We start from the raw sequence: 25,186 nt of genomic DNA on the forward strand, positions 1-25,186 counted from the left end.
TACCGTTCGCTCCTTGCCCGCTGGCCCATCCACTGAAAGCATGAACAGGTGGACAAGCCCATCGGATATTGGATCAAGAGGCTCGATGCCGCCCTGGAGGCCCAGCTTGACCGCACCCTAGCCCAGCTCAAGCTCAGTCGACGGCAATGGCAAGCTCTCACCATCCTCGACGACGGCGCCCTTCGTCCCGGTGAACTGGTGGAGGCCCTCCGGCCGGTCTGGGGAAGCGATGTTCGTCTGCGTGAACGGGAGCTGGCAACTTTGGTGGGACGTGGCATGATCACCATGATCGATGACCGGCTGACCCTCAGCGACGTGGGGCGGAGGAAGTGCCACGAAGCCGCGTGGTTGGTGGAAACGGCCCGTCAGGACTTGTCCATGGGCATCGGCATCGATGAGTACGCCATGGCCCTCAGTGTGCTCGAACGCATGAGCCTCAATGCTGAACGGCTCGCTCGCTAGCGGCTCAGCGGTCAGACTCCGAGGAATTCGACGGCGGCCTCTTTGAACGCGCGGCTGGTGACCACGTTGGTGTGCGTGCGGCCCGGGATCAGGAGTGTTTCAACGTTGGCACCGTGTTTCGCGGCGATGGCGGCCAATTCCGGCATGGTCGCTGCACGCTCGTCCTTCTCCCCGGCCACGAGCAACAGAGGCATGTGCGGCGCCGCCTCTGACGGATCGAAAGGTTCTTCCTTGATGGCCTCAATGAGGGACAACATGGCGAACAGGTTGTTGCTGGGCAGCAGTTGGGCCATTTTCAGTAGGCCGGCCGTGGAGGCGTCGTCGATCGGCGTCCCGTCGGCTAAATGCCGCTGGGCGGCGGCAAGGTCGAACGCGGCGAGGGGATCGGCCGTGCTGGGTCCGCCCAAGACCATCCGGTGGACCAGGTCAGGCTGGGTTGCGCCGAATTCCCAAGCCAGTCGTGAACCGAGGGAATAGCCAATAACGTCCACGCCGGTGGCCGGGTCCCCTTCGCGAAGGGGCCGGGCTCCGGCGTCGGTCACGATTTGCAGGAAGTCGGCACGGATCCGGCTGGGTGTATACGAGTCCAGATCCTCCGGGGAGTAGCTCCGGCCGTGGCCGGGCAAGTCCACGGTGATGATCCGGCGGCCAGCTTCCTGGAGGGCAGTGATCCAGCCGCTGTCCTGCCAGTTCAACTTGCTGGAGGACGAAAATCCGTGAATCAAGAGGACAGGCCGGAGGCCGGCGCCGTTGGCAGGTTCATGGATTTGAACGAACAGTCCCGGGTCGGTGCCCTCCACTGTGTGCCTGTGCTGTTCCACGGTGTGCCTGCCGGTCATGGTCTCAGTCCTCATCGAGTACGGCGCTCAGGCGGACCCGGCGCTTGGGTGCTTCGTCCTTGGGAACAGTGCCCACGATCCCGGCGGTGTCGTCCGGCACCTCGAACACAATCAGCGGTTCGCCAACGTTGACGGTGTCTCCTGGCGCTCCGTGAATACGCACCACTTTACCTGCCTGTGGGCTTGGCAGTTCGAGGGCGGACTTGCTGGTTTCAAGTTCCACGATTGCCTGGTTGCGCTCCACCTGCTGGCCGGGTTCCACCAGCCATTCGAGCACGGTTGCCTCGATGAGGCCTTCACCAAGATCGGGTAGCGGAAAGGTAAGTTCAGCCACGGCGGTACTCCAGTACGCGTTGGATCCCAAAAAGGATGCGGTCGATGTTCGGAATGTATTCGTCCTCCAGGTCCCCGGATGGGTAGGGAACGTCGAAGCCGGTCACGCGTTCCACGGGTGCCTTGAGCGTGGCGAAGCAGCTCTGCGTGATGAGCTGGGCCACCTCGGCGCCGAGGCCGGAGGTCAGCGGTGCTTCATGAACGACGACGGCGCGCCGTGTCTTCCCGACAGAGCGTGCCAGTGCTTCGGAGTCGATGGGTTTTAGCCAGCGAAGGTCCAGGACTTCGACGTCGATCCCGTCCTCTGCGGCGAGTTCGGCAACCTGTAGGCAACGGGAGACCATGGCACCCCAAGCCACCAATGTCAGGTGGCGGCCCTCCTTGGCCACCCGTGCGCCTGAGGGGTTTCCCGACGTGGGATTCACGGGACCTTTCTGCCAGTAACGGGACTTTGGTTCCATGAAGATCACAGGGTCCGGGCGGCCGGCGGCGTACTTGAGCAGGTGATAGGCATCGTTCGGAGTGGACGGTGAGACGACTTTGAGTCCGGGGACATGGGCGAACAGTGCCTCCAGGCTTTCGCCGTGGTGTTCGGGAGCCCGGATCCCGCCGAAGCTGGGAACGCGCAACGTAATCGGCATGGGCAGCGTGCCGCGGCTTCGGTAGTTCATCCGTCCGATCTGGCACACGATTTGGTTGATTGCCGGGTAGGCAAAACCGTCGAACTGCACTTCGGGAATCGGGTGGAAGCCCGCCATTGCCAAGCCCACCGACATGCCGAGGATGCCGGACTCGGCCAGCGGTGTGTCGAAGACACGGTCCTCGCCATGCTTTGCCTGGAGTCCGTCCGTGATCCGGAAAACGCCGCCCAAACGGCCGCAGTCCTCACCGAAGATCACGGCTTTTGGGTTCTCTCCCAAAACCTCGTCCAAGGCAAGGTTGAGGGCTTGCTGCATGGACATGGTGGCTACATTCGGTGCCGGTGCTTCAGCATCCTGCAGGGATGTCATGGTGGTCTCAGACATGTTCTGACTCCTCGCGCCACGCCGTGGCCTGGGATTGGAGGTCGGGTGTTGGCTCTTGGAAAACCATGCTGAACATCTCGGCGCCGGGCCGGGGCCCCAGCTCCTCGATGCCGGTCCGGATCGCTTCAGCCTCTTCTTCGGCTGCGCGCTGCGCCTCGGCAAAGAAGGCTTCATCGGCCACGCCGTCGGCAAGCAGTCGCCGCTTGAAACGTTCCAGCGGATCCTCGCCCGCAGCCAGCCGCTCCTCCTCAAGAGTGCGGTAACGGCCGGGATCATCGGCTGTTGAGTGCGGACCGCGGCGATACGTCATGGCTTCGATCACCACTGGGCCGTTGCCGGAGCGGCAATGTGCCAAAGCTGACCGCGTCGCTTGGTAAACAGCAACGACGTCGTTGCCGTCCACCTGAAGTGACGGGATGCCATACCCGGCTGCCCGGGCGGCAACGGAGCCCCCGGCAACCTGCCGTTCTGTGGGGACGGAGATTGCCCAACCGTTGTTCTGGACGAAGAAGACCACCGGGGCTTTCATGACCGCTGCAAAGTTCATGGCTTCATGGACATCGCCCTGCGATGAGGCGCCATCGCCGAAGTACGTCACGGCAACGCCGCTGTCCGTGGGGCAGCTGAGGGTCTGCCCATGGGCCCAGCCCACGGCGTGCAGGACCGAACCGGCCACCACAGCCTGGATCGGTGCGAAGCGGGACTCCAGCGGGTTGTACATACCCCCGTGCCAGGTGGCTTTGTGCGTGGACATGTAGCCCACCATGTCCAGTCCCATGGCCTTTGCCACCCCCATCTCGCGGTAGGTGGGAAAAACGAAGTCGCGTGTCCGGTCAACGGCGTAGCCGCTGCCCACCTGGGCAGCTTCCTGGCCGAGCTCCGGAGCGTAGCCGGGGATGATGCCTTGGCGTTGCCAAGCGACAGCGGCGGTATCGAGCCGGCGTACCGCTGACATGAGGGCGTAAAGCTCACGGAGCTGTTCGTGCGTGAGCGGGGCCGGTGCGTCGTCGCCGGACAGCTCGGGATGGGTAGTCATGGGTGTGACCCTAGTCACCGGGATCGCGCCTGCGCAATAAGCTCAGTTTGAGTACAGCATTTTGTCCATGTTGAGGAACGTACGAAGCCCTGCACGATACAAACTGTGCAGGGCTTCGTCGTTGGGTTAGGCAAGTAGTTAGCGGACTTCCAGTGTCTTTCCTATCTTGGCTCGTGCGTTGAAGAAGCAACCCGCGGCAATCACCAGGATCAGCACCAACGTGCCCAGCAACTGGGCTGCGCTCTCAGGGTTAGCGAAGCCCACGGCAAGGATGAGTACCAAGAGCGCCAAGCCGAGGATGGTCAGGAACGGGAATCCCTTCATGCGCAACGGCAGTTCCGTTCCATCGCGATCAGCCCTTCGGCGCAGGATGAACTGGGAGACCAGGGCGGTTCCCCAGACCATCAAGCAGGTGGAGCCCACAAGGTTCAGCAGCGCCGGCAGGACGTGCTCGGGGAAGATCAGTTCCAGGACGGTCGCGATGAAGCCGAACGCCACGGAAATGCCGACGGCGGCCACGGGCACCTTGTTGCTGTTCACCGCGGACAGCATCCGGGGTGCTTCGCCTCGCTCGGACAACGAGAAGATCATCCGTGACGCCCCGTAAAGGTTGGCGTTCAGGGCCGACAGCAGGGCCACGACGGCGACCAGAGTGATGGCTGTCCCGGCTCCGGGAATTCCTGCAAGGTCGAGGACTCCTGCGAAAGGGGACTTCAGCCCGGCAGATCCCATGGGGAGGACAGCTGCGATGACGAACACGGAACCGATGTAGAAGACCAGGATGCGCCACACTACGGTGCGGATCGCCTTGCCGACGCTGTGGGCCGGATTCTCGGTTTCAGCAGCGGCCACGCTGACGATTTCCGTGCCGCCGAAGGCGAAGATCACCACAAACAAGGCGTTCGCTATGCCGCTCATGCCGTGCGGAGCGAAAGTGCCGAACGCCGAGAATCCCGGGGATGTGACGTTCGGGAGCCAACCGAACAACAGTGCTGCCCCGATGAGCAGGAAAATAACGATTGCCGCTACCTTCAGGATGGCGAACCAAAACTCGAACTCGCCAAAGTTGCGGACCCCAACGAGGTTGATTCCCGTGAAGGCCACCATGAAGACCAGCGCGAGGATCCAGACCGGGACGACCGGCCACACCGAGAAAAGCAGCCCTGCGGCGCCAAGAGCTTCTGCGGCGATCACCACCACCAGTTGCAGCCACCAGAGCCAACCGACGGTCCCTCCGGCTGTTTTGCCCAGGGCCTTTTCCGCGTAAACGGAGAAGGCGCCGCTATTGGGATTGGCGGCAGCCATCTCGCCGAGGGCCCACATGACCAGGATAATCAGGGTTCCGGCCACGAGGTATGAAACCAGCACGGCCGGTCCGGCGGCTTGGACGCCCGCGCCTGAGCCGAGAAACAAGCCCGCGCCAATGGCACTGCCCAATCCCATCATGGTCAGCTGGCGCGGCTTCAGGGAGTGGCCAAGCCCGGATGTTTGGGCAGGAGCCGCCATCGACTTCGTTGTCATACGTGTCTACCTTCTATGGATTACATGGGGGTTGAGCCTGGCAGCCTTGTGAGCTGGACAAGCTATCTGGGAAGCGAGCGGATAAACCATGCGTCGACGCCGCAGGCAGGGCCGTGGAATAATTCTCGCAGATTGTAAGATACATCACTTCTCACGGTGCTGATGTGACAGGTGACAACCCTTGGGTGACGGGAACTTTGATGATGGTCGATGCGCTTGATGCAAAAATTGTACGGTTCTTCACGGATTCGCCCCGATCGTCCGTGCTTGAAGCCTCCAGGGTGCTCCGCGTCGCCCGTGCCACTGTGCAGTCCCGGATCGACCGCATGATGGAAAGCGGCGTCATTGGATCGTGGGTCCCGCAGCCGGATCCGGCGAACTTCGGCTTCCCCGTAGTGGCCTTCTGTTCCGTGACCATCACCCAGGAGATTGGCCACGACGCCGTTATCCAGAGCTTGAGTGCCATCCCCGAGATTACCGAAGTGCACACGGTGACGGGCAATTCAGACCTCATGGTGCGGATCGCCGCGCGCTCCAACCCGGACATGCAGCGGGTGCTTGACGCCATGATTGCTACCAAGTCCGTGGTCCGGTGCTCGTCGGTCATCGCGCTGAACAGCCATATCCAAGGCCGCACGCTGCCCCTCATGGAGGCGGCAGCCGAGCAAATGTGACGCAGGGCATTTGGTCCAACGTTGCCACGGCCGTACCATTAGTTCTAGTCAATGAGACTTTAACTAATTCTGATCATCCAATGTATTCCTCCGGGGTAGCACCGAGACTCCGGCAGGACCGGCTGGCGACGAAGCGAGGTGCGTGCCATGAGTCCCATCTCAGCGAACGTCGCCGAAAGGCGGCTGGCACCGCCGTCGTTAGCTATTTCCACCGTCATTTTCGCTCTTCGGCCAAGCGAAAAATCGGGCCGTCCCACCCTCTGGCTGCCGCTGGTCCGGCGGATTCGCGAGCCGTTCAAGGACATGTGGGCCCTGCCAGGTGGGCCGCTGTCCCACGACGAATCCCTCCAGGACGCAGCTTCACGCAACCTCCGTGAGACCACCGGCCTGGTTCCGCACTACCTTGAGCAGCTGTACGCATTCGGCGGCCTCCACCGCTCGCCCAGCCAGCGTGTGGTCTCGATTGTGTATTGGGCCCTCGTCCAACCAACAGAAGCCGCCCTCGCAGACGAATCCGAGAACGTGCGCTGGTTCCGCGCCGACCGCTTGGGGGAGTTGGCCTTTGACCACAATGAAATCGTGGACTACGCCCTGTGGCGGCTCCGCAACAAGATGGCCTACGGATCGATCGCCTACCACCTTCTGGGTGAATTCTTCACCTTGGCCCAAGTGCGGGAAGTCTACGAAGCAGTCCTGGACCGGCAATTGGATCCCGCCAATTTCCGACGCCACATCAAGGCCACGCCGGAAATCGAAGAAACCGGCCAGTACCTCCAAGGCGGCAAACACCGCCCACCACGCCTCTACCGCTTTACCGGAACACCCGGCCTCGGGCCAGATAACAGGAGCACATCATGAGCAGCGTCAACACTGCCGTCCAGTTGATCACTCGCGAAGAAGCAGAGAACGGACTCTCCCGCGCAGGTGCCACCTGCAGCCCGGCGTTGGCGAAGGGACCTTGGGAATACGACCTCGCCGAAGCGCTCGCGGGTGCTCCTGCCTACGGTCCTGGGGCATCCAGCAGCGACACCGCACCGGCCGCCACGCCGCGGCAAGGCCAGTTGCCGGACGAATACAAACAGGCCAGCGACGCCGAACTCGACGCCCGTATCCGTGCCGCGAAAGCCAAGCTCGGCGATCGCGCGGTGATCCTGGGGCACTTCTACCAACGCGATGAAGTCATCCAGTACGCGGACTTCGTGGGAGACTCCTTCCAGCTTGCCAACGCCGCACTCACCAAGCCGGACGCTGAAGCCATCATTTTCTGCGGTGTCCACTTCATGGCAGAGACCGCGGATATCCTCTCCACCCCGGAGCAGGCCGTCATCCTGCCCAACCTCGCAGCCGGATGCTCCATGGCGGACATGGCTGATGAAGATTCCGTGGAGGAGTGCTGGGAGCAGCTCGAGGAAATCTTCGGGACGGGAACCGATGACCAAGGCCGCGTACCTGTCATACCGGTCACCTACATGAACTCTTCTGCCGCACTCAAAGCTTTCTGTGGCCGGAACGGCGGTATCGTCTGCACCTCCTCCAATGCCAAAGTGGTCCTGGAATGGGCGTTCGAACGCGGTCAGAGGGTCCTGTTCTTCCCGGACCAGCACTTGGGGCGCAACACCGCCAAAGCCCTCGGTGTGCCCCTTGAGCAGATGCCCATGTGGAATCCGCGAAAAGAACTGGGCGGCAATGATGAGCAGGCATTGCTGGATTCAAGAGTCATCCTGTGGCATGGATTCTGCTCGGTCCACAAGCGCTTCAACGTCAGCCAAATCGAGAAGGCCCGCCTGGACTTCCCGGGCGTGAACGTCATCGTTCACCCGGAGTGCCCCATGGAGGTCGTGGACGCTGCGGACTCCGCCGGTTCCACCGACTTCATCAAAAGGGCCATCGCCGCTGCCACGGAACCCACCACGTTCGCCATCGGCACCGAGATCAACATGGTGAACCGGCTTGCCGCCGAGAATCCCCAGCACACCATCTTCTGCCTTGACCCCGTGATTTGCCCGTGCTCCACCATGTACCGCATCCACCCGGGCTATCTGGCGTGGGTGCTCGAGGAACTCGTCCAAGGACGCATCGTCAACCGCATCACCGTGGATGACGCAGTGCAGGACAACGCGAAAATCGCCTTGGAGCGCATGCTGGCCGCCAAGCCGGCCTGACGACAGAACAACCACTAGCCGAATCGAGCCTCACATGACTGCAGATAGTTTTCCTATCGCTGCAGGCAGCCCTGCCAAAGGGCCCCGGCAACGGCTGATCGTCGTCGGAAGCGGCATCGCGGGGCTGTATTCCGCGCTGCTGGCCGCCGAAGCCGGTTCCGACGTCGTGCTGCTGACCAAGGGCGCGCTCGCGGACAGCAACACGTACTTCGCCCAAGGTGGCATCTCTGCGGTGCTCGATGAACCGGCGCCCGGTGACACGGTGGCGGCGCACATCGCCGACACCATCAGGGCCGGTGCCGGGCATTGCAACGAGGAAGCCGTCCGGGTGCTGTGCACCGAGGCCCGCACCGACATCGCCGGACTCGCCCGGTTCGGTGTCAGCTTCGATCTTGACGACGACGGCGAACCGGCCTTGGGCCTGGAAGCGGCGCACTCGGCGCCGCGCATCTTGCACGCAGGTGGAGATGCCACCGGGGCCCATGTGGCGGCAGCACTGATCAAGACCGTGCTGGAGTTCCATGCTGCAGGCAGGATCCACGTCATCGGGCACGCCCAGGTGACGGCGCTGATACAAGCGGGTGCAGGGTCCGGACGCGTCTCCGGCGTGGAGTTCCTCCACAATGGGGCCCTGCACAGCACCCACGGTGACGCTGTACTTTTGGCCACCGGTGGGGCCGGGCAACTCTTCGCGCAAACCACCAACCCGTCCGTGGCCACAGCTGATGGGCTGGCCCTTGCGTGGCGTGCCGGTGCCGACGTGGCGGACCTTGAGTTCTTCCAGTTCCACCCGACGTGCATGGTGTTTCCCGCTCCCCAGGCCGACAGCGCGGCGGAGCCGCTGTTGATCTCCGAAGCAGTGCGCGGGGAAGGGGCGATCCTCGTGGACGCAAACGGCCACCGGTTCATGCCTGACTACCACCCGGAGGCCGAGCTGGCCCCCCGGGACGTCGTTTCCCGAAGCATCGCACTCCACCTTGCTGCGCTTGGGGACCCCAACGGCCATGTGTTCCTCGATGCAACGGTCATCGAAGCCCAGCGCGGGAGCGGTTTCCTCAGCAAGAGATTCCCCACCATCTCCGCCCGCACCCGGCAAGCCGGAATCGACTGGACCCGGGAACCGGTCCCCGTGGCCCCGGCAGCACACTACTGGATGGGCGGAGTGGTCACCGATCTTTACGGACGAACCTCCGTTCCCGGGCTGTTGGCCGCTGGCGAAGTCGCTTGCACAGGAGTTCAGGGCGCCAACCGGCTGGCCAGCAATTCCTTGCTGGAGGGGCTGGTGTTTGGCCGGCGGGCTATCCAAGGCTTCCTTTCCGAAGACCGCAGGGCTCCGCGCGGAACCACTGACGTGCTCCCGCTCAACGAGCCCGCCGATGCACCAGCATCCAGCGGCTTCTCACGGCAGACATTGCAGCGGCTGATGACGGCCAAGGCCGGCGTCCTGCGGAACGGGCTGCTGCTCGCTGAAGCCGAGGCTGCCCTGGCTGCGTGGGAGGCCGACGTCGTGCCCTTGGTTGTCTCCAGGTCCTTGGATATTCAGGCGCACGAGGACTCCAACTTGCTGCTCGCCGCCCAGTTGCTGGTGCGTGCGGCGCGGAAGCGGAGGGCATCGCTCGGCGCGCATTACCGCAGCGACAGCGTGGCCGAACCTGCGGCCGTCGAGCCTTCAGAGAAGCATCACATCACCACCCGGAAAGCGAGCCTCGTCCAATGACTGCTCCAACAAACCATCTGGCCCTTCCCATGGCTCCTGTACGGGAGATCCTGGAACGAGCCTTTGCCGAGGACGCGCCCAGCGGCGACATCACCTCGCAGCTGTTGATCCCGGCGCAGGCAAGGGCCGTGGCCGTGCTTAATGCGCGCGTGCCCGGAGTGCTGAGTGGAGGCCCTGTGTTCCGTGAGGCCATGCTATGGGTGGACCCGGCGCTGGATGTGGAGCTGTTGCTCGCCGACGGCGAAGAGTTCGACGCCGGAACGCACCTCGCCAGGGTCAGCGGCAGCGCACGTTCGGTGCTGCTCGCCGAACGCGTCGCCCTGAACCTGGTGCAGAGGATGAGCGCCATTGCCACGAAGACGGCGGAGTTCGTCAGGCTCGTGGAAGGCACGAGGGCCCGGATTACGGACACCCGCAAAACCACGCCCGGGCTGAGGGTGCTCGAGCGCTACGCCGTTCGCTGTGGCGGAGGAGCCAACCACCGTTACAGCCTCTCCGACGCCGTGCTGGCCAAGGACAACCACCTCGCGGTCATGACCGGGGGCGACTCCAGCAAGCTCACCGAGTTACTGATCGCCGCGAAGGCGCAGTTGGGCCACACCACCCATTTTGAAGTCGAAGTTGACAGCGCGGACCAGATTGAGCCCGTCCTGTCGGCGGGAGTGGACACCATCATGCTGGACAACTTCTCCATCGAGCAGCTCCGGGCGGGCGTCAAACAAGTGGACGGCAGGGCAATCGTTGAAGCGAGCGGCAACGTCAACACCTCCACTGTTACCGAAATTGCTGCTGCCGGAGTCGATGTCATCTCCATCGGCGGCCTGACGCACAGCGTCGCAGCGTTGGACCTCGGCCTCGATATCGAACTGACGGCGCCGCAGGGCTGAAGCCGGCGAGCCCACCATGATCTATCTTGACGCCGCCGCCACCGCGCCGGTTCGCCGTGAGGCCTTGGAGGCCATGTGGCCCTACCTGAGCGGCGAGTTCGGCAACCCGTCAAGCCACCACACCTTGGGTGAAGCGGCGGCGGCAGCACTGGCCAAGGCGCGCTCCGGCGTCGCTTCAGTGCTCCATTGCCGTGCTGGCGAGGTGACATTTACGTGCGGCGGTACGGAGGCCGATAACCTTGCGGTTAAGGGCATCGCCCTGGCGCGGAAGGCAGCCGATCCCACGGTCAACCGGGTGGTGATCAGCGCCGTCGAACATCCGGCAGTGGAAGAATCCGCCCGCTACCTGGAACGGGCGCATGGATTCGCCGTGGACGTTGTGCCGGTGGATGACGAGGGGTTGGTGACCGTTGACGCCCTGCGGAGCGTCCTGGGCCCCCAAACTGCCCTGGTGAGCATCATGTACGCCAACAACGAGGTTGGTACAGTGCAGCCGGTCGCCGCTCTGGCGGCCGCAGCCCACGAGTTCGGGGTCCCCTTCCATACGGACGCGGTGCAGGCAGCCGGCTGGCTTTCCCTGGATGTCAAGGCGTTGGGCGTGGACGCACTGAGCCTCTCCGGACACAAAGTCGGCGCGCCCAAGGGCTCAGGGGTCTTGTTCGTCAAAGGACGGATACAGGTCGAGCCGCTCATGCATGGCGGTGGGCAAGAGCGGGGCAGGCGTTCAGGTACGGAAAACGTGGCAGGGGCGGTGGCGTTGTCCACAGCTCTGGCCCTCTCCGAAGTGACCCGCCCGGAGGAAGTCGCCCGGGTCACGGCACTGCGGGAGGAGTTCATTGACCGGTTGCTGGCCGCAGTGCCGGATGCCATGCTGACCGGCCACCGGATTCAACGGCTCCCGTCCTTGGCGTCGTTCTGTTTTCCCGGCACCAGCGGCGAATCTGTTTTGTTGGAACTTGAGCGCCTGGGGGTCATCTGTTCCAGCGGCTCCGCCTGCGCCGCTGGGTCGGATGCTCCCTCGCCGGTGTTGCTTGCGCTTGGCATCCACCCCGAAACAGCCCAGACGGCAGTGCGCTTCAGCTTCACCTCCGCCGTGACCGGCGCCGAGCTCGAGCAGGCCGCCACCGCTGTGGAAACCGCCGTCGGACGGGTCCGGAACCTAGCAGCGCCACAACAGAACCTCGCAGCGCCACAGCAGAACTAGCGGGCCAAAAGAAAACTAAACGTGCCGCGCCCGCCGGAAAATCCAGTGCCGGAGCAAGCTGAACCGCACCGCGGTTGCTGCGAATCCCGAAAGCGTCGTGGTCCACAGTTCATCGCTGACAGTGGCATCCGGCCGGACGAGGTGAAGCACGCCGAGACTGCCACCGGTGATGACCAACGCGATGCCGATAACGATCATCCCGCTCAGGTTGTCCTTGGCTCGCTTCTTCCGGCCGCTGATCTTGAAGGTGATCCTTCGGTTCAGCGCAGTGTTCATCAGTGATGTGAGGATCAATGCCACTGCGTTCGCAAGCTGAGGGTCGATCCACGGGCGGAGCACGGCGTAGATACCCAAGGAGCTGGCCGTGCAGACGATTCCGACGCCCGTGAAGCGCAGCAGTTGCCTGACAACGGGGTACCTCAGCAGGCCGCGACGCCGTTTTGACTTGGTCTTGGTGGGGGTCGCCGTCCGCAATTCAGTGGCGTCGGCGGCAGTCTCCATAGGGTTAAGCCTGACACATTAAGTTGCCGGTTCTTCCCAGGGTGCGCCCAAGGAGGGATTCGGTAGCTCCCCGATGCCCTTCTACCCGGGAACAGTGCTGTAGGCGGGCCTCGCACGGCCGAGCGGTATTCGGGCTTAGAATCCGAATCATGCGTCTTGCGATTATTGGCCTGGTTCTCCTGATAGTTGGTGGGGTAACTGTCGCGACCGGCGTGCTTCCCGTACCGGAAGTTTTTGTGTTGGTCGACACGGTGGCACCCATCCTTGGGTTCGTGGTCGCGATGACAGTTGTCACCGAACTCGTCAGCGAGGCGGGCGCCTTCCAATGGATCGCCCACCGGTTGCGGCAATGGGGACGCGGTAGCAGCGTCCTCTTATGGCTGCTCCTGGCGTTGTTCGCTACGCTCAGCACCGTTTTCCTGTCCCTGGATACGACGGCGGTGCTGCTCACCCCCGTGGTGGTAACGGTAACCCGGCAGGCAGGCTTGCCCGTGCTGCCGTTTGCGTTAACCACGGTGTGGTTGGCGAACACGGCGAGCTTGCTGCTGCCGATCTCCAACCTGACCAACCTCTTGGCACAGCACAGCCTGAACGGCATCAGCCCCGCTGGCTTTGCACAGCTGATGTGGGCTCCATCCATCATCGCGGTCCTCGTGCCGTTGGCGTTCATCGCCGTCGTCTTCCGACGGGAACTGTTCAAGAGCTACGCCACCGGTTCCCACCGTCCGGCGTCGGGAGCTAAGTCCGGAAGTTCGTCGGTAACTGCCTCGGGAGCTGCGTCGCGAAATGCGGGGGGCGCCCGGGTGACCGATAGGGTGCTCCTTGCGGGAAGCGCCGTGGTCTTGCTTTTGTTGCTTCCGGCTTTGGTGTCCGGTATCGCCATCTGGATCCCGTCAGCAGCCGCCGCCGTCGTCTTGGCCTTGCTGTTCGCGATCCGGCGACCCAAGGTGCTCAAGGTGTCACTGATACCTTGGTCCCTGTTGCTGTTCACCGGCGGCCTGTTCCTGGTGGTCGAAGCCACCCGATACGTTGGCGCTTCCGTGCTGATCGGGCAGGTAGCGGGCCAGGGTGAAGGGTTCTGGGAGCTGTTGCGGCTGGCGATGACGGGGGCCCTGGGTTCAAATGTCCTGAACAACCTGCCAGCGTACCTTCTGGCCGAACCACTCGCCGGAACTCAGGCCAGAATGGCCGCGCTGCTGATCGGGGTCAACGCGGGGCCGCTGATCGCGCCCTGGGCCTCGCTCGCTACGCTGCTATGGCACGATCGGCTGACCCGGATGAACGTCCTGATCAAATGGCCAGGTTATGCCTTATCCGGCTTGATCGTGGCGCCGGTAACCATCCTGGCCTCGGTTGCGGGTCTTGCCATCGTGGGCCCTGGTGGCTTGTTCCGTTAGGCAGGCGGGTATAACTCGCCAACCGGAATATCCGCCGGGATGCGGTTGGCCGGTCCCGCCAACGGGCAAGCCCACGCCTCGTTGTAGGCGCACGAGGGGTTGTAAGCGAAATTGAAGTCGAGGATGAATTCCTGCTCCGCGCCGGTTCCCCGGGCCCCGTGGAAGGCGCCTTTGACAGTATCCAACAAGTATCTGCCCGCCCCGTAGCTACCGCCGTCCTTGCCGGCCGTTGCGTCACGGAAGGGCACGAAAATTCCACCCCCGTAGCTTCGCAGCCGCCAGGCTGCCAGCGAGCCCAAGCCCGGAAGGTCGAACGTGCCGATACGCGTGAACGGAACCACCCCGTCCGTACCTGTTTGGACGTTCATCTCCTCGCCGAAACCCTCAGGAGACAGTACGGCGTTCAGCCGGAACGAGGGATCGTATTGCGCAGTTGTTAGTCCAGAGAACGTTGACTTCAGTTCCGGGGTGAGCGCGGACGCGGGGTGGGTGGCGAACATGAGATCCCGCTCCTGGCGCCAAAAGACGTGTGCGTCGAACGGGTTGGACGCTGCAAGCTGGCGCACCTTGTCGTACATGGCAAACGTCCGCAGGCGCCAATCCACTATGTCCAGGGCGGACATCGTGGGGAGAGTGTCCTCGGATTCATCGCGCGAAAGGGGAACCATGCTCCCAGCCTAGACCCGGACCGCAACAGCACACGGCCGGATCTGTTTGGGGCAACGAAATCCGGCACCCTGCAGGGGATGCTACTGTCTCTGGAGGCCCCGCCCGCCGACACCCCCGTTACGAACACCCCGGAGATCAATGGAACGCAATGTTGCTGCAGAGCTCGCCTTCAAAACTGCAGCTGACACGAAGGTGGCGTTGGCGATTGCCGTGGCCAACAACTCGGGATACACCTCGGTATCGGAAAAGCTGTCCGTTACGGTCGATGGCCGGGAAGTACCGTTCCGCGAGCTCGACGACCACCACGGCGGCAGGTTCCAGTACATGGAATTTGCCCAACCGAGCGAGGTCCTCGTCGCCTACAACGCCACAGTGCAGGGGCTGGGCGACCAAGACACAGCATCGGCCATGGAACTCATCCGGTATGTCAGGCCCAGCAGGTATGCCGAGTCCGACCGGCTGTTGCCAACCTCCTACGCTGAGTTCGGCTCCCTGCGGGGCGTGGAACTGCTTCAAGCCGTCCGCGACTGGGTCAACCACGAGCTCCGTTACGTCAGCGGATCCTCCCGCGGGACGGATGGGGCCGTGGAAACGTTGCTTCATCGCAGGGGAGTGTGCCGCGATTTCGCGCACCTGGCCATCGCCCTGCTGAGGTCCAAGGATGTGCCGGCGAGGCTTGCCGCCGTCTACGCGCCGGGTCTAAGCCCCATGGACTTCCACGCCGTTGCCGAGGCTTACATCGACGGCGCTTGGCACGTCATCGATCCCACGGGACTTGCCCCCCGTGGATCCATGCTCCGGATTACCGCCGGCAGGGACTCCTCGGACACGGCGTTCCTTTCAACGGTGGGCGGCAGCCTGATGCTCACAACGCTCAAGGTCAGCGCTTCCGTGAACGGCGAGCTCCCGAGGGAGGACCCCCGGGAGCTCATGAGCCTTCGCTAGTGTCCTGCCACGGCAGTGCGCAGCTTCTCGGTGAGGCGCAGCAACTCGCGCTGTTCCGCCGCGGTGAGGGCGGGCTCGATCAACGCCGCGATTTCGCGTACGTGGTCGCGCCCGATGGCTTTTTGAAGTTCCCGTCCGGACTCAGTGAGGGAGAGCAAGACTCCCCGACCGTCGTCGGGAGCCGACGTCCGTTCCACGAGTCCACGCTTTTCCAAGCGGTCCACCAAGCGGCTCAGACTTGATTGGCTCAGCAGCACCTTGTCGTTGATTTCGTTGAGGCGCAGCTGCCCGGAGGGGCAGCGGGACAACGTGAACAGGACGTCATACTCCCTGACGGGGAGTGTCTTGAACGCCGGTCCCGACTGGAGTTTCCGCATCACCGCCACCTGGGAGCGGAACAACGACTCCCAGGTCTCGGCGGCGAGGCGAACAGCGGACGACGCCGGGCTTCCGGACATCAGGCGTCCTGCTCCGCGGCGGCCGCTGATTCGTTGACCTTGGCCTCCAATGCGGCCGCCACACGTGAAGCGTGCGTCGGGGCGTCGGGAACATGTGCCGGCTTGAGCGCCGCATACTCCTTGCGAAGAGTAGGCAGTACTTCCTCTCCGAAGAGGTCCAACTGCTCCAAGACCGTCTTCAAGGGAAGCCCGGCGTGGTCGATAAGGAACAACTGCCGCTGGTAGTCGCCAAAGAACTGGCGGAAGGTCAGCGTCTTTTCGATCACTTCCTGCGGGCTGCCCACGGTCAACGGCGTCTGGGAGGTGAAGTCCTCCAAAGAGGGTCCGTGTCCGTACACCGGTGCGTTGTCGAAGTAGGGGCGGAATTCCTTCACGGCATCCTGGGAGTTCTTCCGCATGAAGAACTGCCCACCGAGGCCCACTATCGCTTGGTCCGCATTGCCGTGGCCATAGTGTTCGTAGCGCTCGCGGTAGAGTCCGATCAATTGCTGGTAGTGCTCTTTGGGCCAGAAGATGTTGTTGGCGAAGAAGCCATCGCCGTAGTAGGCCGCGACTTCCGCGATCTGGGGCGTACGGATGGAGCCGTGCCACACGAACGGGGCCACGTCATTCAGGGGGCGGGGGGTGGAGGTGAAGTTTTGCAGCGGTGTGCGGAACTTGCCTGACCAGTTGACGGTGTCCTCATCCCACAGTTTGCGGAGCAGGCTGTAGTTTTCGATCGCGAGTTCCACGCCGTCTTGGATGTTCTTGCCGAACCAGGGGTACACGGGGGCGGTGTTTCCCCGCCCAAGTACCAAGTCCACCCTGCCGTCGGAGAGGTGCTGCAGCATTGCGAAGTCCTCGGCGATCTTCACCGGATCATTGGTGGTGATCAAGGTGGTAGCCGTTGAGAGCGTGATCCGCTCCGTTTGCGCTGCGATGTAGGCCAACGTCGTGGTGGGGGAGGAGGAGAAGAAAGGCCGGTTGTGGTGCTCGCCGATGGCGTACACGTCCATACCAATTTCTTCGACCTTCTTGGCGATGGCAACGGACGCCTTGATGCGCTCGTTTTCCGTCGGGGTGCGGCCCGTGGTGGGGTCAGTGGTGATGTCACTGACGCTGAATACGCCGATCTGCATGGTGTGCCTTTCTCCTTGCCCGTGGTTCCGGGCCGTAGTGCCACTGTACCTCAAACTAGATGCATTTGCATGTACCGAAGCCTGTAACAGGACAGAGCCGGGAAATGTTCCCGGCTCTGTCGTGGAGGAGTTCGCTAGTCCCCGCGGGTGGGAGCGGCGCGGCGCCCGGTTACTCGGGGGATGGTACCGGTGGTCCAGTCCTGGAGCCCAGCGACTCCGAGTCCGGCTCCGGCTCCGGCTCCTGCACCGGAACCCGTGCTCGTGGTCGGAGTGCGCTGAAGGTCCTTCAACAACTGCTTCTTTTCCCGGCGGCCCTCCACCAGCTTGTAGAGGACAGGAACCAGAACCAGCGTCAAGGCGGTGGACGATACCAGCCCACCGATCACCACGATGGCCAAGGGTTGGGAAATGAAGCCCCCACCACCGGTTAGGCCAAGCGCCATGGGGGTCAAGGCGAACACGGTTGCCAAGGCGGTCATGAGAATGGGACGCAGACGCTGGCGTGCGCCGTGCGTGATGGCGTCGGCGACGCCCATGCCGGGCCTGCCGTCGTGAGGTTTTCGGTATTGGTTGATGAGGTCGATCAGCACGATTGCGTTGGTCACCACGATGCCCACGAGCATCAGCATGCCTATCAGTGATGGCAGGCCCAAGGGAACGCCCGTCAGCAGCAACAGCACGATTGCGCCGGTCGCCGCAAACGGCACTGAAACGAGCAGGATCAAGGGCTGCACCAAGGACTTGAAAGCGGCCACCATGATCACGTAGACGATCGCGATGGCGGCCAGCAGGGCCAACCCCAACTGTCGGAAGGAATCCGCCTGCTGGGTAGTTGCTCCGCCAACGGACGCCGTGACGCCGGCAGGAAGGTTGACTGTAGTCAACCGTTGTTGGACGGCAGAGCTGACGCTGCCCAGGTTGGAGCCCGACGGCGTCACCGTGACTTTCGCGGTCCTCTGGCCGTTGCTGCTGGTGATGGAGACCGGCGCGTCCACCTGTTCGACGGCGGCGATGCTGTCCAGGGTGAGGCCGCCACGTGCTGTGGGAATCTGGAGGGCGCGCACCGCAGCGATGCTCGCGAAACGGGTGCCCTGCCCGATCTGTACGGGGTAATCGTTGGTTTCAATGCGCACAGTGCCCGCCGGAATGGGGCTGACGGTCGAAGCAAGGAAGGCACCTACCTGCTCTTCGGTCAGGCCGGCAGCGACAGCCTTGGCACGATCAACGCGAACTTGGACCACCGGTTGTGTGGCGGCGAGGTTGGTGGCAACCTCGGAGCTGCCCGGAACGCCGTCCATGGACTTGACGATTGCATCGCTGGCTGTCTGGAGATCAGCCGAACTAGCGGCCTTGATGGTGATGTCCACGGTGGAGGAAGTACCGAATCCACCCTGCTGCGAGCCCACGGTGACTTTCCCTGCGGCGCCTTTGAGCTTGGCCCGGACATCATCCTGGAGCTTCTGCTGATTCTCTTGCTCGTCCGTGACAATGGTGAAAGTCGAGTTCGAAGCACCGGAGGAGGTCAAGGCAGCGAAGCCCGTTTGGGCATTGCCCGAGGTGACCTGGACGTCCTTGATTCCACTGAGCCCGCGGAGGGCAGCTTCGATTTTCGTCGCCTCATCACTCGTGGCCTGCAGGCTGGTTCCGGCGGGAAGGACCTGTTTCACGGTCATGCTGTTCTCGCCTGAACTCCCCAGGAGATCAGTGGCCAGCAACGGCGAGAGGGCGAGCGTGGCAACGAGGATAACCGCAGCCGCCGATAACGTTATAACAGGATGCTTCTGGGTCTTCTGGAGGATGGGAAGATAGCCGCGCTGCAGCCTGCTGCGCTGTTCAGCCCCGCGGGCCGTCTCCGCAACGCTGCGTGACCGGTCCATCCGGGAGCCGGCGCCCTCCGTGCTCCCCTCCATGCTCCCATCCGTGTTCCCTGCCGTCGTGGGTGAGGCCAGGAACCAGAATGCGAGCACCGGGACAATCGTCAACGAGACCAACAACGATGAGAGCAAGGCGATGGTCACTGTCAGCGCGAAGGGCCTGAAAAGTTCACCTGCCAGATCACCGACGAACGCGATGGGAAGGAAGACAGCGACCGTTGTGAGGGTCGATGCTGTGATAGCCCCGGCTACCTCCCGTATGGAGGTCAGAATCGCGGTGAGCTTGGGCTCTCCATAGCTGAGATGCCGTTTGATGTTCTCGATGACCACAATGGAGTCATCAACCACCCGCCCAATGGCGATGGTGAGCGCGCCAAGGGTGAGGATGTTCAGTGTGTAGCCCGTGGCGAAGATGCCGATGAACGTGATCAGCAAAGACAACGGGATCGAAATGGCCGTGACCAGGGTTGAACGCACGGACATCAGGAACACGAGGATCACCGCAACGGCGAATCCCAAGCCCAGAAGGCCTTCGGTGGTGAGATCTTTGATGGACTTTTCGATGAAGGGAGCCTGGTCGAAGACGGCGGTGAAGGACGCATTGTTGCCCAGTTCGGCCTGCATGGGTGCGATGGCGTCCCCTACCGCGTGGGAGATGGCCACCGTGTCGCCTTCGGGCTTCTTGGTGATCGAGAGAGCCAGGGTTGGCTTGCCATTGGTCCGGGTGATCGACGTTGCTGCATCATCTTGGATGCTCACATCGGCCACGGCGCCAATGGTGGCCGGATTCTTGGTTCCCCCCAGTGGCAAGCCCTTGATGACGTCAAGGGAATCTATGGGGCTGCCCAACTGAAGGGAGAGCGTCTTGCCCTGGTCTTCGATGGTGCCCACGGGAACCAGTGTGCCGTTGTTCTTGAGGGCTTCGCTGATCGCTCCGACGGAGGCTCCGGTGGACGCGAGATCGGCCGGGCGGGGCTGGATGAGGATGTGCTGGGAGGCGCCCCCAGTGACGTCGGCGCCGCGAACGCCGTCGATCTTCTGGAGGCGGGGCACACTGAGCCGCTGGAGATCGGCATTGAGCTCGCTGAGCGGCTTGTCAGAAGATACAGCCAGGAAAACAATGGGGAAATCGCTGATGTTCCCGGCGATGGCTTGGGGATCCACGTTGGCCGGGAGCACCCGCTTGGCGTTCGAAATAGCCCGATCGATTTGGTTGCGCGCGCGGTCGAGGTTGGAACCGTAAGTGAACACCAAAGTGATCTGCGAAACTCCGCTTCGCGAAGTGGACGAGGTGGACTCCAGTCCCTCGACGCTGTTCAAGGCCTTCTCAAGGGGTTGGCTGAGTTGCTTGTCCACCACCTCAGGTGACGCGCCCTGCATGGAGGTCACCACTGTGATCTGCGGGAACTCGATGGACGGGATGAGTTCCTGCTTCAAAGAACCCATGGTGATCACGCCGAACACCGCCGCAAAGACGGTGATCAGCGCGATCAATGCCCGGTTTCCCAGGGACAGCGTGGCCAGGCGGAACATTGCATTGACTCCTGCGGTCTACCAAACGATTCGTCTGACGGGAACCGGCCGCAGCCCCGGGAAAGGCCTAGCTTTGGACTGCGTTGGCTACTTCCAGCTGCAGGGAACGGGCTGTGCTTACCTCGAGCTCGGCGGCAAGTTCAGGGTTTTCGTTGAGCTTGACGCCATACCCGGGCATCATGTCCTTCAGTTTGGACTGCCAGGCCTTGAAGTTCTTCGGGAAGGACTTCTGCAACAGCTCAATCATGATCGGCACAGCCGTGGATGCTCCGGGAGAGGCACCGAGAAGCGCGCCGATGGAGCCATCGCGGGAGGCAATGACTTCCGTGCCGAACTGAAGGACCCCACCCTTTTGCGGGTGCTTCTTGATGATCTGGACCCGCTGACCCGCAGTGATCAGTTCCCAGTTTCCGCCCGATGCTTCGGGGTAGTACTCCCGAAGGGATTCCACCTTTGCCTCGTGCCGCTTGGCAACTTCCTTGATGAGGTAGGCCGTCAAGTCCATGTTGTTCTTGGCTACTGCCAACATAGGGATGATATTGCCCGGGCGTATGGACAGCGGAAGGTCCAGGAAGCTGGAGGTCTTCAGGAAGTTGGTGGAGAATCCGGCGTACGGGCCGAAGAGCAGCGACCGTTTGCCGTCCACGTAGCGGGTGTCCAGGTGCGGGACCGACATGGGAGGGGCGCCCACGGATGCCTGGCCGTAAACCTTGGCGCTGTGCTGGGAGGTGATGGCCTCATCGGTGCAGCGGAAGAACTGCCCGGACACCGGGAAGCCGCCGTAGCCCTTGCTTTCGGGAATTCCCGAGGCCTGCAACAGGTGCAGTGCGCCGCCGCCTGCGCCGACAAAGACGAACTTCGCGTGGATGCGGCCATGCTCGCCGGACGCAGGGTGCTTGAGGGACAGGTCCCAGCCTCCGCCCGCCGCGCGGTTGATGTTGGTGACGTCATGGCCGTAGTTGACCTCGGCGCCACTTTCCTTCAGGTAGCCGGTCAGCTCACGCGTCAAGGCTCCGAAATCGACGTCGGTCCCTTCTGCTGCGCGGGTGGCGGCAACACGCTGCTTGGGGTCGCGGCCCTTGACGATCAGGGGAGCCCACTTTGAGATCTGGGCCTGGTCTTCGCTGTATTCCATGCTGCGGAAGAGCGTGTTGGGCTTCAAAGCTTCGTAGCGCGTCTTCAGGAAGTTCACGTGGTCATCGCCGATGACGAAGCTCATGTGCGGAACAGTGTTGATGAAGCCCTTGGGAGAGCCAACGACCTTGCTATCCACCAGATGGGACCAGAACTGGCGGGAAAGCTGGAACTGCTCGTTGATGTGCAGTGCCTTCGACGGGTCTACGGAGCCGTCCTTGGAAGCCGGGGAATAGTTGAGCTCGCACAGTGCGGCGTGGCCCGTTCCCGCGTTGTTCCACGGGCCGGAGCTTTCAAGCCCTACCTCGTCGAGCCTTTCAAAAAGGGAGATCGTCCAGGTGGGTTCAAGTTGCTTGATGAACGCACCAAGGGTGGCACTCATGATTCCGCCGCCAATAAGGACGACGTCGGCATGTTGAGTCTTGGAAATGAAGGTCACAATCAATCTCCGTAAGCGGCGGCACTGGCTGTCACAGAATATCCCCGGGTGGACCCAATACTGAAATTGCGGCCGATCGTCAAGGCTTTAGGCGGACGTTCGTGAAAACTTCGTTCAAGACCGGTGATGCCGGGTAGCTTTCCACCTTGTTGGATAAGGCCAATGCAGAGATGGGGAAGGCGATGGGAACGGCCGGGACGGAGGCAGCAATCTCGGCATTGATGGCCTGGTACTGGGCGTTGCGTTGGTCACCGTTAGGCACCGCGCGGGCTCTCTCGATGTTGTGGAAAACCTCCGTGTCCGAGTATCCGAACTCGCCGCGGGCCTCTCCGAAGAGAGGTCCCAGGAAGTTGTCGGCGTCAGCATAGGAGCCGTTCCATCCGAGCAAATGCAAAGCGTGGTCGCCGGGCGACTGCACCTTCTGAAGGTATCCGTCGTCCCAGTTGACCGGTACTGGCTTGATGTTGAACCCAACGGCGACGAGTTCCCTGCTGATCTCCGCATAGATTTTTTCCGGCGTGGGCAAGTAGGCGCGGGTGGCGTCGAGCGGATAGTAGAACTTCAATTCCTCGCCCTTGTAGCCGGCCTTCTGCAGGAGTGCCTTCGCTTTGTCAGGGTTGTAGCCCAGTGACGGAGCGTTGTTGTTGAAGCCGCTCAGCTTGGGCGGAACGAACTGTGATGCCTGAGTGGTGTTGTCGATGAAGAAGCGCCGGATCAGCGTCTCTTTATCGATCGCCATTTCTATGGCTTGGCGCACCTCCGGTTTGTCCAGCGGAGGAACGGCTTGGTTTATCCCCAGGTACATCACCGAGAACGGGTCGCGTTGGACGATCTGGACGCCCTTTTTGACCAACTGGTCGAAGGTACCGGATGTCACAAGGTCATAGGCGTCGATTTTGCCGTCCAGGAGGGCTTGCTGTCGTGTCTCCGCGCGGTCGTACGGGATGAAATTGATGGTGGCGATCTGTCCCCTGTTGCCCCAGTAGCCCTTGTAACTTGTCAGGGTGACTTTGCTCGCATCCCAGCCCGAGACAACATAGGGTCCGGTGCCCACGGGGTGCATTGCGTAGGCGGACATTGGCTGGCCGTTCCGGACGGTGTCCAGGACGTTCGCTTTTTGCGCCGTGAGGGCTGTGGGGGAGGAGATGGCGAAGGCGGGAAGGGTCAGGGCCTGGAGGAACCCGGTAAAGGGCCTTGTCAGGTTGATCTGGACATCGGCGGGGGAGACGACCTTGCAATCTTTGAAGATCGAGAAAACCGGTGTGTCCGAATAAGCCTTGAAGACACTCTGGAACGAAATCCCGGTGGCTTGCTTCCGAAGGTCGGCCGGGAACGTGAACCAGCGATTGAAGTTGGCGCAAACAGCTGCCGCGTCGAAGGGAGTGCCGTCTTGGAACGTTACTTTGGAACGTAGCGTGAAATCGTAGGTCAGGCCGTTGTTGCTGTCCTTCCACTGCGTGGCCAGCAGCGGAGTGGTCTGCCCGGTGGAACCATCCACGCCAACCAGGCCTTCAAGGACCTGGCGCGTGATGCGGTACGACTCGGAGTCACTTGTCAGTGCCGGGTCGAGTCCGAGGGGCATGGAGGGCGTACCGAAATTGAAAGTCGCCGTCGGCACTGTGGATGTCGTTCCTGATGACGACGACGGCGCTGGGCCAGGCGCTCCGGTACACGCTGCCAGAGCTAAAGCAGCAACAAACGCGCCGATCTGTACCGTCAGCCGCCGTCGTGTGTTGCCTGCCACTTATGTCCCCTTCAAACCAGTCCGTATCGCTGTGGTCCAGCTCGGCCAGACCGCGTCCAAGTCTAGTTGAACGTCCCCGCCAAGCTTCCCAGCGAGCTGCCAGAAACCTCCTCCGACATGCAGGAAGAGCCACCGTGGGTTTCATGACCCAAGGTGGCTCTTATGGTTCTGACCCTGTTGCTGCAAAACTGCAACAGGTGGTCACCGCAGTGCGCAAGGGGGGACTTGAACCCCCACGCCCGAAGGCACAGGAACCTAAATCCTGCGTGTCTGCCAATTTCACCACTCGCGCTGGCTGGCCTTCCCGAAGGTTGTTGACGACGGTCCCGGAAATGTACCGGGCCCTAGTCTACATCCAGGTTGAGGTCGCGCCGGAGTTTGGCAACGTGACCCGTGGCACGGACGTTGTATTGAGCGAGAGCGACCTTGCCGTCCGCATCCAGCACCACTGTGGACCGGATGAGTCCCATGTAGGTTCGTCCGTAGTTCTTCTTCTCGCCCCACGCCCCGTATGCCTCGGCCACGGCGTGGTCCTGATCGGAGAGCAGAGGAAATGTCAGCTCTTCCTTGTCAACGAACTTGGCCAAGGCCTCCACGGAGTCCGGGGAGATGCCCACAACCTCGTAGCCGGCTCCTTGCAGCGATGCCAGGGAATCGCGGAAGTCGCAAGCTTCCTTGGTGCAGCCCGGAGTCGATGCAGCGGGATAGAAGTAGACGATCGTATTGCGGCCGCGGAATCCGGAAAGACTCACGTCACTGCCCTCGTGATTGCGGAGGGTGAAGTCAGGTGCAACGTCACCTGGAATAAGTCGTTCAGCCAAAATTTGCTCCTTGCAAGCGTAGCGAATCCACAGTTTAGTTTGCGCGAAGCCACGAGTTCTCGGTGGGCGCGCATATACTATCGGCATGCCAGATATGGAAAGATGGCCAACGACCCGATTGCTTTCGACGGCGGCGCGCCTTGTGGAAATCTCGTGGAACGAGAAATTAAAGTCTATCGGCCTGACCCACGCAGGCGTCATTGCCATGCAGGTACTGGCTGCTAAGGGTGCAATAACGCAAGCCGCCCTTGCTGAAGTTGCGCGGGTCAAGGCTCAAACGATGGGAACCACGTTGGCCAGGCTGGAGTTGCACGGCCACATCAGCCGCCATCGCAGCGACTCGGATCGCCGGAGTCACGTGGTAACACTCACGGATGCCGGGATAGCCGCCCTGGAGGAAGCTGTGAAGCTTGAGCAGGACGTTCTGGCCCCTGTCGCGGTAGACACCTCACGGTTGCGTGACGAACTTCGTATGGTGGTGCGGGGATTGGCCGGGCTGCCGGCCGTTGAGCAAGAGTCCGGGGCCGTCGGTACCGACGCCCCGCAAGGCTGAGCGGCTTCAACGGGCCGAGCGCTCCAGTGGGCTGGAAAGCCCCAACGTGAAAGGCCCCGAATCGTGGACACGATCCGGGGCCTTCTTTGGTGCACCCCCCGGGACTCGAACCCGGAACCCATTGATTAAGAGTCAATTGC

The 25,186-nt window shown here is 62.4% G+C and carries 23 protein-coding genes and 1 tRNA gene; 10 read left to right on the forward strand and 14 right to left on the reverse strand.

What is annotated here, in order from left to right; translation table 11 throughout:
• Positions 1 to 48: 48 nt before the first annotated feature.
• A complete protein-coding gene (locus QRN04_RS07515) occupies positions 49 to 462 on the forward strand; it encodes a winged helix DNA-binding protein (RefSeq protein WP_284975385.1) in 414 nt (137 codons plus the stop codon).
• 11 nt (positions 463 to 473) lie between these two features.
• Here the strand turns inward: QRN04_RS07515 and QRN04_RS07520 are convergent, their stop codons facing one another.
• The 5 genes from QRN04_RS07520 to QRN04_RS07540 all read right to left on the reverse strand — a co-directional run bounded on the left by QRN04_RS07520 (position 474) and on the right by QRN04_RS07540 (position 5,216).
• Entirely contained in the window at positions 474 to 1,301 is an 828-nt protein-coding gene (locus QRN04_RS07520; protein ID WP_284975386.1) for an alpha/beta fold hydrolase, read from the reverse strand.
• A 4-nt stretch (positions 1,302 to 1,305) separates the two neighbouring features.
• A complete protein-coding gene (locus tag QRN04_RS07525; protein WP_284975387.1) occupies positions 1,306 to 1,635 on the reverse strand; it encodes a biotin/lipoyl-containing protein in 330 nt (109 codons plus the stop codon).
• Complete coding sequence (locus tag QRN04_RS07530; protein WP_284975388.1) at positions 1,628 to 2,659, reverse strand: alpha-ketoacid dehydrogenase subunit beta; 1,032 nt, start codon at positions 2,657 to 2,659, stop codon at positions 1,628 to 1,630. The genes QRN04_RS07525 and QRN04_RS07530 overlap by 8 nt, the downstream gene beginning before the upstream one ends.
• The gene (locus QRN04_RS07535; protein ID WP_284975389.1) at positions 2,652 to 3,695 is read right to left on the reverse strand and encodes a thiamine pyrophosphate-dependent enzyme; all 1,044 of its coding nucleotides are present in this window, start codon (positions 3,693 to 3,695) and stop codon (positions 2,652 to 2,654) included. Before QRN04_RS07535 ends, QRN04_RS07530 begins: the two co-directional genes overlap by 8 nt.
• Before the next feature lie 138 nt (positions 3,696 to 3,833).
• Positions 3,834 to 5,216, reverse strand: a complete 1,383-nt coding sequence (locus tag QRN04_RS07540; RefSeq protein ID WP_284975390.1) for an amino acid permease — start codon at positions 5,214 to 5,216, stop codon at positions 3,834 to 3,836.
• Between the two features lie 200 nt (positions 5,217 to 5,416).
• On the opposite strand from QRN04_RS07540, the gene QRN04_RS07545 reads away from it, so the two are divergent.
• The 6 genes from QRN04_RS07545 (at position 5,417) to QRN04_RS07570 (ending at position 11,860) form a co-directional block, all read left to right on the forward strand.
• Positions 5,417 to 5,890, forward strand: coding sequence for an Lrp/AsnC family transcriptional regulator (locus tag QRN04_RS07545; protein WP_284975418.1), 474 nt, complete (start codon positions 5,417 to 5,419; stop codon positions 5,888 to 5,890).
• A gap of 147 nt (positions 5,891 to 6,037) precedes the next feature.
• Positions 6,038 to 6,748: an NUDIX hydrolase gene (locus QRN04_RS07550; protein WP_284975391.1), complete on the forward strand. Its 711-nt coding sequence runs from the start codon at positions 6,038 to 6,040 to the stop codon at positions 6,746 to 6,748.
• A complete protein-coding gene (gene nadA / locus QRN04_RS07555; protein WP_284975392.1) occupies positions 6,745 to 8,052 on the forward strand; it encodes a quinolinate synthase NadA in 1,308 nt (435 codons plus the stop codon). Before QRN04_RS07550 ends, nadA begins: the two co-directional genes overlap by 4 nt.
• A 34-nt stretch (positions 8,053 to 8,086) precedes the next feature.
• A complete protein-coding gene (nadB, locus tag QRN04_RS07560; RefSeq protein WP_284975393.1) occupies positions 8,087 to 9,769 on the forward strand; it encodes an L-aspartate oxidase in 1,683 nt (560 codons plus the stop codon).
• Complete coding sequence (nadC, locus tag QRN04_RS07565; RefSeq protein WP_284975394.1) at positions 9,766 to 10,656, forward strand: carboxylating nicotinate-nucleotide diphosphorylase; 891 nt, start codon at positions 9,766 to 9,768, stop codon at positions 10,654 to 10,656. The genes nadB and nadC overlap by 4 nt, the downstream gene beginning before the upstream one ends.
• 16 nt (positions 10,657 to 10,672) lie before the next feature.
• Entirely contained in the window at positions 10,673 to 11,860 is a 1,188-nt protein-coding gene (locus tag QRN04_RS07570; RefSeq protein WP_284975395.1) for a cysteine desulfurase family protein, read from the forward strand.
• 15 nt (positions 11,861 to 11,875) lie between these two features.
• On the opposite strand, the gene QRN04_RS07575 is transcribed toward QRN04_RS07570, so the two are convergent.
• Entirely contained in the window at positions 11,876 to 12,361 is a 486-nt protein-coding gene (locus QRN04_RS07575; RefSeq protein ID WP_284975396.1) for a GtrA family protein, read from the reverse strand.
• Between the two features lie 149 nt (positions 12,362 to 12,510).
• Between QRN04_RS07575 and QRN04_RS07580 the strand changes: the two genes are divergently transcribed.
• Positions 12,511 to 13,758 carry an SLC13 family permease gene (locus QRN04_RS07580; protein ID WP_284975397.1) on the forward strand — a complete coding sequence of 416 codons (1,248 nt, stop codon included), beginning with the start codon at positions 12,511 to 12,513 and terminating at the stop codon, positions 13,756 to 13,758.
• Here QRN04_RS07580 and QRN04_RS07585 read toward each other — a convergent pair.
• Complete coding sequence (locus QRN04_RS07585; RefSeq protein WP_284975398.1) at positions 13,755 to 14,426, reverse strand: DUF1684 domain-containing protein; 672 nt, start codon at positions 14,424 to 14,426, stop codon at positions 13,755 to 13,757. The genes QRN04_RS07580 and QRN04_RS07585 overlap by 4 nt on opposite strands.
• Positions 14,427 to 14,565: 139 nt before the next feature.
• Between QRN04_RS07585 and QRN04_RS07590 the strand changes: the two genes are divergently transcribed.
• The gene (locus tag QRN04_RS07590) at positions 14,566 to 15,372 is read left to right on the forward strand and encodes a transglutaminase-like domain-containing protein (protein ID WP_284975399.1); all 807 of its coding nucleotides are present in this window, start codon (positions 14,566 to 14,568) and stop codon (positions 15,370 to 15,372) included.
• Here QRN04_RS07590 and QRN04_RS07595 read toward each other — a convergent pair.
• From QRN04_RS07595 to bcp, 7 genes are all read right to left on the reverse strand, one after another.
• Entirely contained in the window at positions 15,369 to 15,830 is a 462-nt protein-coding gene (locus tag QRN04_RS07595) for a MarR family winged helix-turn-helix transcriptional regulator (RefSeq protein WP_284975400.1), read from the reverse strand. The genes QRN04_RS07590 and QRN04_RS07595 overlap by 4 nt on opposite strands.
• Positions 15,830 to 16,948: an LLM class flavin-dependent oxidoreductase gene (locus QRN04_RS07600; protein WP_284975401.1), complete on the reverse strand. Its 1,119-nt coding sequence runs from the start codon at positions 16,946 to 16,948 to the stop codon at positions 15,830 to 15,832. The genes QRN04_RS07595 and QRN04_RS07600 overlap by 1 nt, the downstream gene beginning before the upstream one ends.
• A 134-nt stretch (positions 16,949 to 17,082) precedes the next feature.
• Positions 17,083 to 20,355, reverse strand: coding sequence for an efflux RND transporter permease subunit (locus QRN04_RS07605; protein ID WP_284975402.1), 3,273 nt, complete (start codon positions 20,353 to 20,355; stop codon positions 17,083 to 17,085).
• 67 nt (positions 20,356 to 20,422) lie between these two features.
• Positions 20,423 to 21,928: a malate:quinone oxidoreductase gene (locus QRN04_RS07610; protein ID WP_284975403.1), complete on the reverse strand. Its 1,506-nt coding sequence runs from the start codon at positions 21,926 to 21,928 to the stop codon at positions 20,423 to 20,425.
• Positions 21,929 to 22,007: 79 nt separating this feature from the next.
• Positions 22,008 to 23,672, reverse strand: coding sequence for an ABC transporter substrate-binding protein (locus QRN04_RS07615; protein ID WP_284975404.1), 1,665 nt, complete (start codon positions 23,670 to 23,672; stop codon positions 22,008 to 22,010).
• A 210-nt stretch (positions 23,673 to 23,882) separates the two neighbouring features.
• Positions 23,883 to 23,964, reverse strand: a tRNA-Leu gene (locus QRN04_RS07620).
• A 52-nt stretch (positions 23,965 to 24,016) separates the two neighbouring features.
• Positions 24,017 to 24,493 carry a thioredoxin-dependent thiol peroxidase gene (bcp, locus tag QRN04_RS07625; protein ID WP_284975405.1) on the reverse strand — a complete coding sequence of 159 codons (477 nt, stop codon included), beginning with the start codon at positions 24,491 to 24,493 and terminating at the stop codon, positions 24,017 to 24,019.
• Between the two features lie 85 nt (positions 24,494 to 24,578).
• On the opposite strand from bcp, the gene QRN04_RS07630 reads away from it, so the two are divergent.
• Positions 24,579 to 25,046: a MarR family winged helix-turn-helix transcriptional regulator gene (locus QRN04_RS07630; protein ID WP_284975406.1), complete on the forward strand. Its 468-nt coding sequence runs from the start codon at positions 24,579 to 24,581 to the stop codon at positions 25,044 to 25,046.
• Positions 25,047 to 25,186 lie beyond the last annotated feature (140 nt).

It is taken from the genome of Arthrobacter sp. efr-133-TYG-104, from assembly GCF_030208915.1.
Lineage (GTDB): Bacteria > Actinomycetota > Actinomycetes > Actinomycetales > Micrococcaceae > Arthrobacter.

Bases quoted from the DNA above. Each gene is read 5' to 3' on its own strand.
- QRN04_RS07520 (WP_284975386.1), bottom strand. From the start codon at position 1,301: ATGACCGGCAGGCACACCGTGGAACAGCACAGGCACACAGTGGAGGGC.
- QRN04_RS07530 (WP_284975388.1), bottom strand. From the start codon at position 2,659: ATGTCTGAGACCACCATGACATCCCTGCAGGATGCTGAAGCACCGGCA.
- QRN04_RS07535 (WP_284975389.1), bottom strand. From the start codon at position 3,695: ATGACTACCCATCCCGAGCTGTCCGGCGACGACGCACCGGCCCCGCTC.
- QRN04_RS07540 (WP_284975390.1), bottom strand. From the start codon at position 5,216: ATGACAACGAAGTCGATGGCGGCTCCTGCCCAAACATCCGGGCTTGGC.
- QRN04_RS07545 (WP_284975418.1), top strand. From the start codon at position 5,417: ATGATGGTCGATGCGCTTGATGCAAAAATTGTACGGTTCTTCACGGAT.
- QRN04_RS07550 (WP_284975391.1), top strand. From the start codon at position 6,038: ATGAGTCCCATCTCAGCGAACGTCGCCGAAAGGCGGCTGGCACCGCCG.
- nadA (WP_284975392.1), top strand. From the start codon at position 6,745: ATGAGCAGCGTCAACACTGCCGTCCAGTTGATCACTCGCGAAGAAGCA.
- nadB (WP_284975393.1), top strand. From the start codon at position 8,087: ATGACTGCAGATAGTTTTCCTATCGCTGCAGGCAGCCCTGCCAAAGGG.
- nadC (WP_284975394.1), top strand. From the start codon at position 9,766: ATGACTGCTCCAACAAACCATCTGGCCCTTCCCATGGCTCCTGTACGG.
- QRN04_RS07570 (WP_284975395.1), top strand. From the start codon at position 10,673: ATGATCTATCTTGACGCCGCCGCCACCGCGCCGGTTCGCCGTGAGGCC.
- QRN04_RS07575 (WP_284975396.1), bottom strand. From the start codon at position 12,361: ATGGAGACTGCCGCCGACGCCACTGAATTGCGGACGGCGACCCCCACC.
- QRN04_RS07580 (WP_284975397.1), top strand. From the start codon at position 12,511: ATGCGTCTTGCGATTATTGGCCTGGTTCTCCTGATAGTTGGTGGGGTA.
- QRN04_RS07585 (WP_284975398.1), bottom strand. From the start codon at position 14,426: ATGGTTCCCCTTTCGCGCGATGAATCCGAGGACACTCTCCCCACGATG.
- QRN04_RS07590 (WP_284975399.1), top strand. From the start codon at position 14,566: ATGGAACGCAATGTTGCTGCAGAGCTCGCCTTCAAAACTGCAGCTGAC.
- QRN04_RS07595 (WP_284975400.1), bottom strand. From the start codon at position 15,830: ATGTCCGGAAGCCCGGCGTCGTCCGCTGTTCGCCTCGCCGCCGAGACC.
- QRN04_RS07600 (WP_284975401.1), bottom strand. From the start codon at position 16,948: ATGCAGATCGGCGTATTCAGCGTCAGTGACATCACCACTGACCCCACC.
- QRN04_RS07605 (WP_284975402.1), bottom strand. From the start codon at position 20,355: ATGTTCCGCCTGGCCACGCTGTCCCTGGGAAACCGGGCATTGATCGCG.
- QRN04_RS07630 (WP_284975406.1), top strand. From the start codon at position 24,579: ATGCCAGATATGGAAAGATGGCCAACGACCCGATTGCTTTCGACGGCG.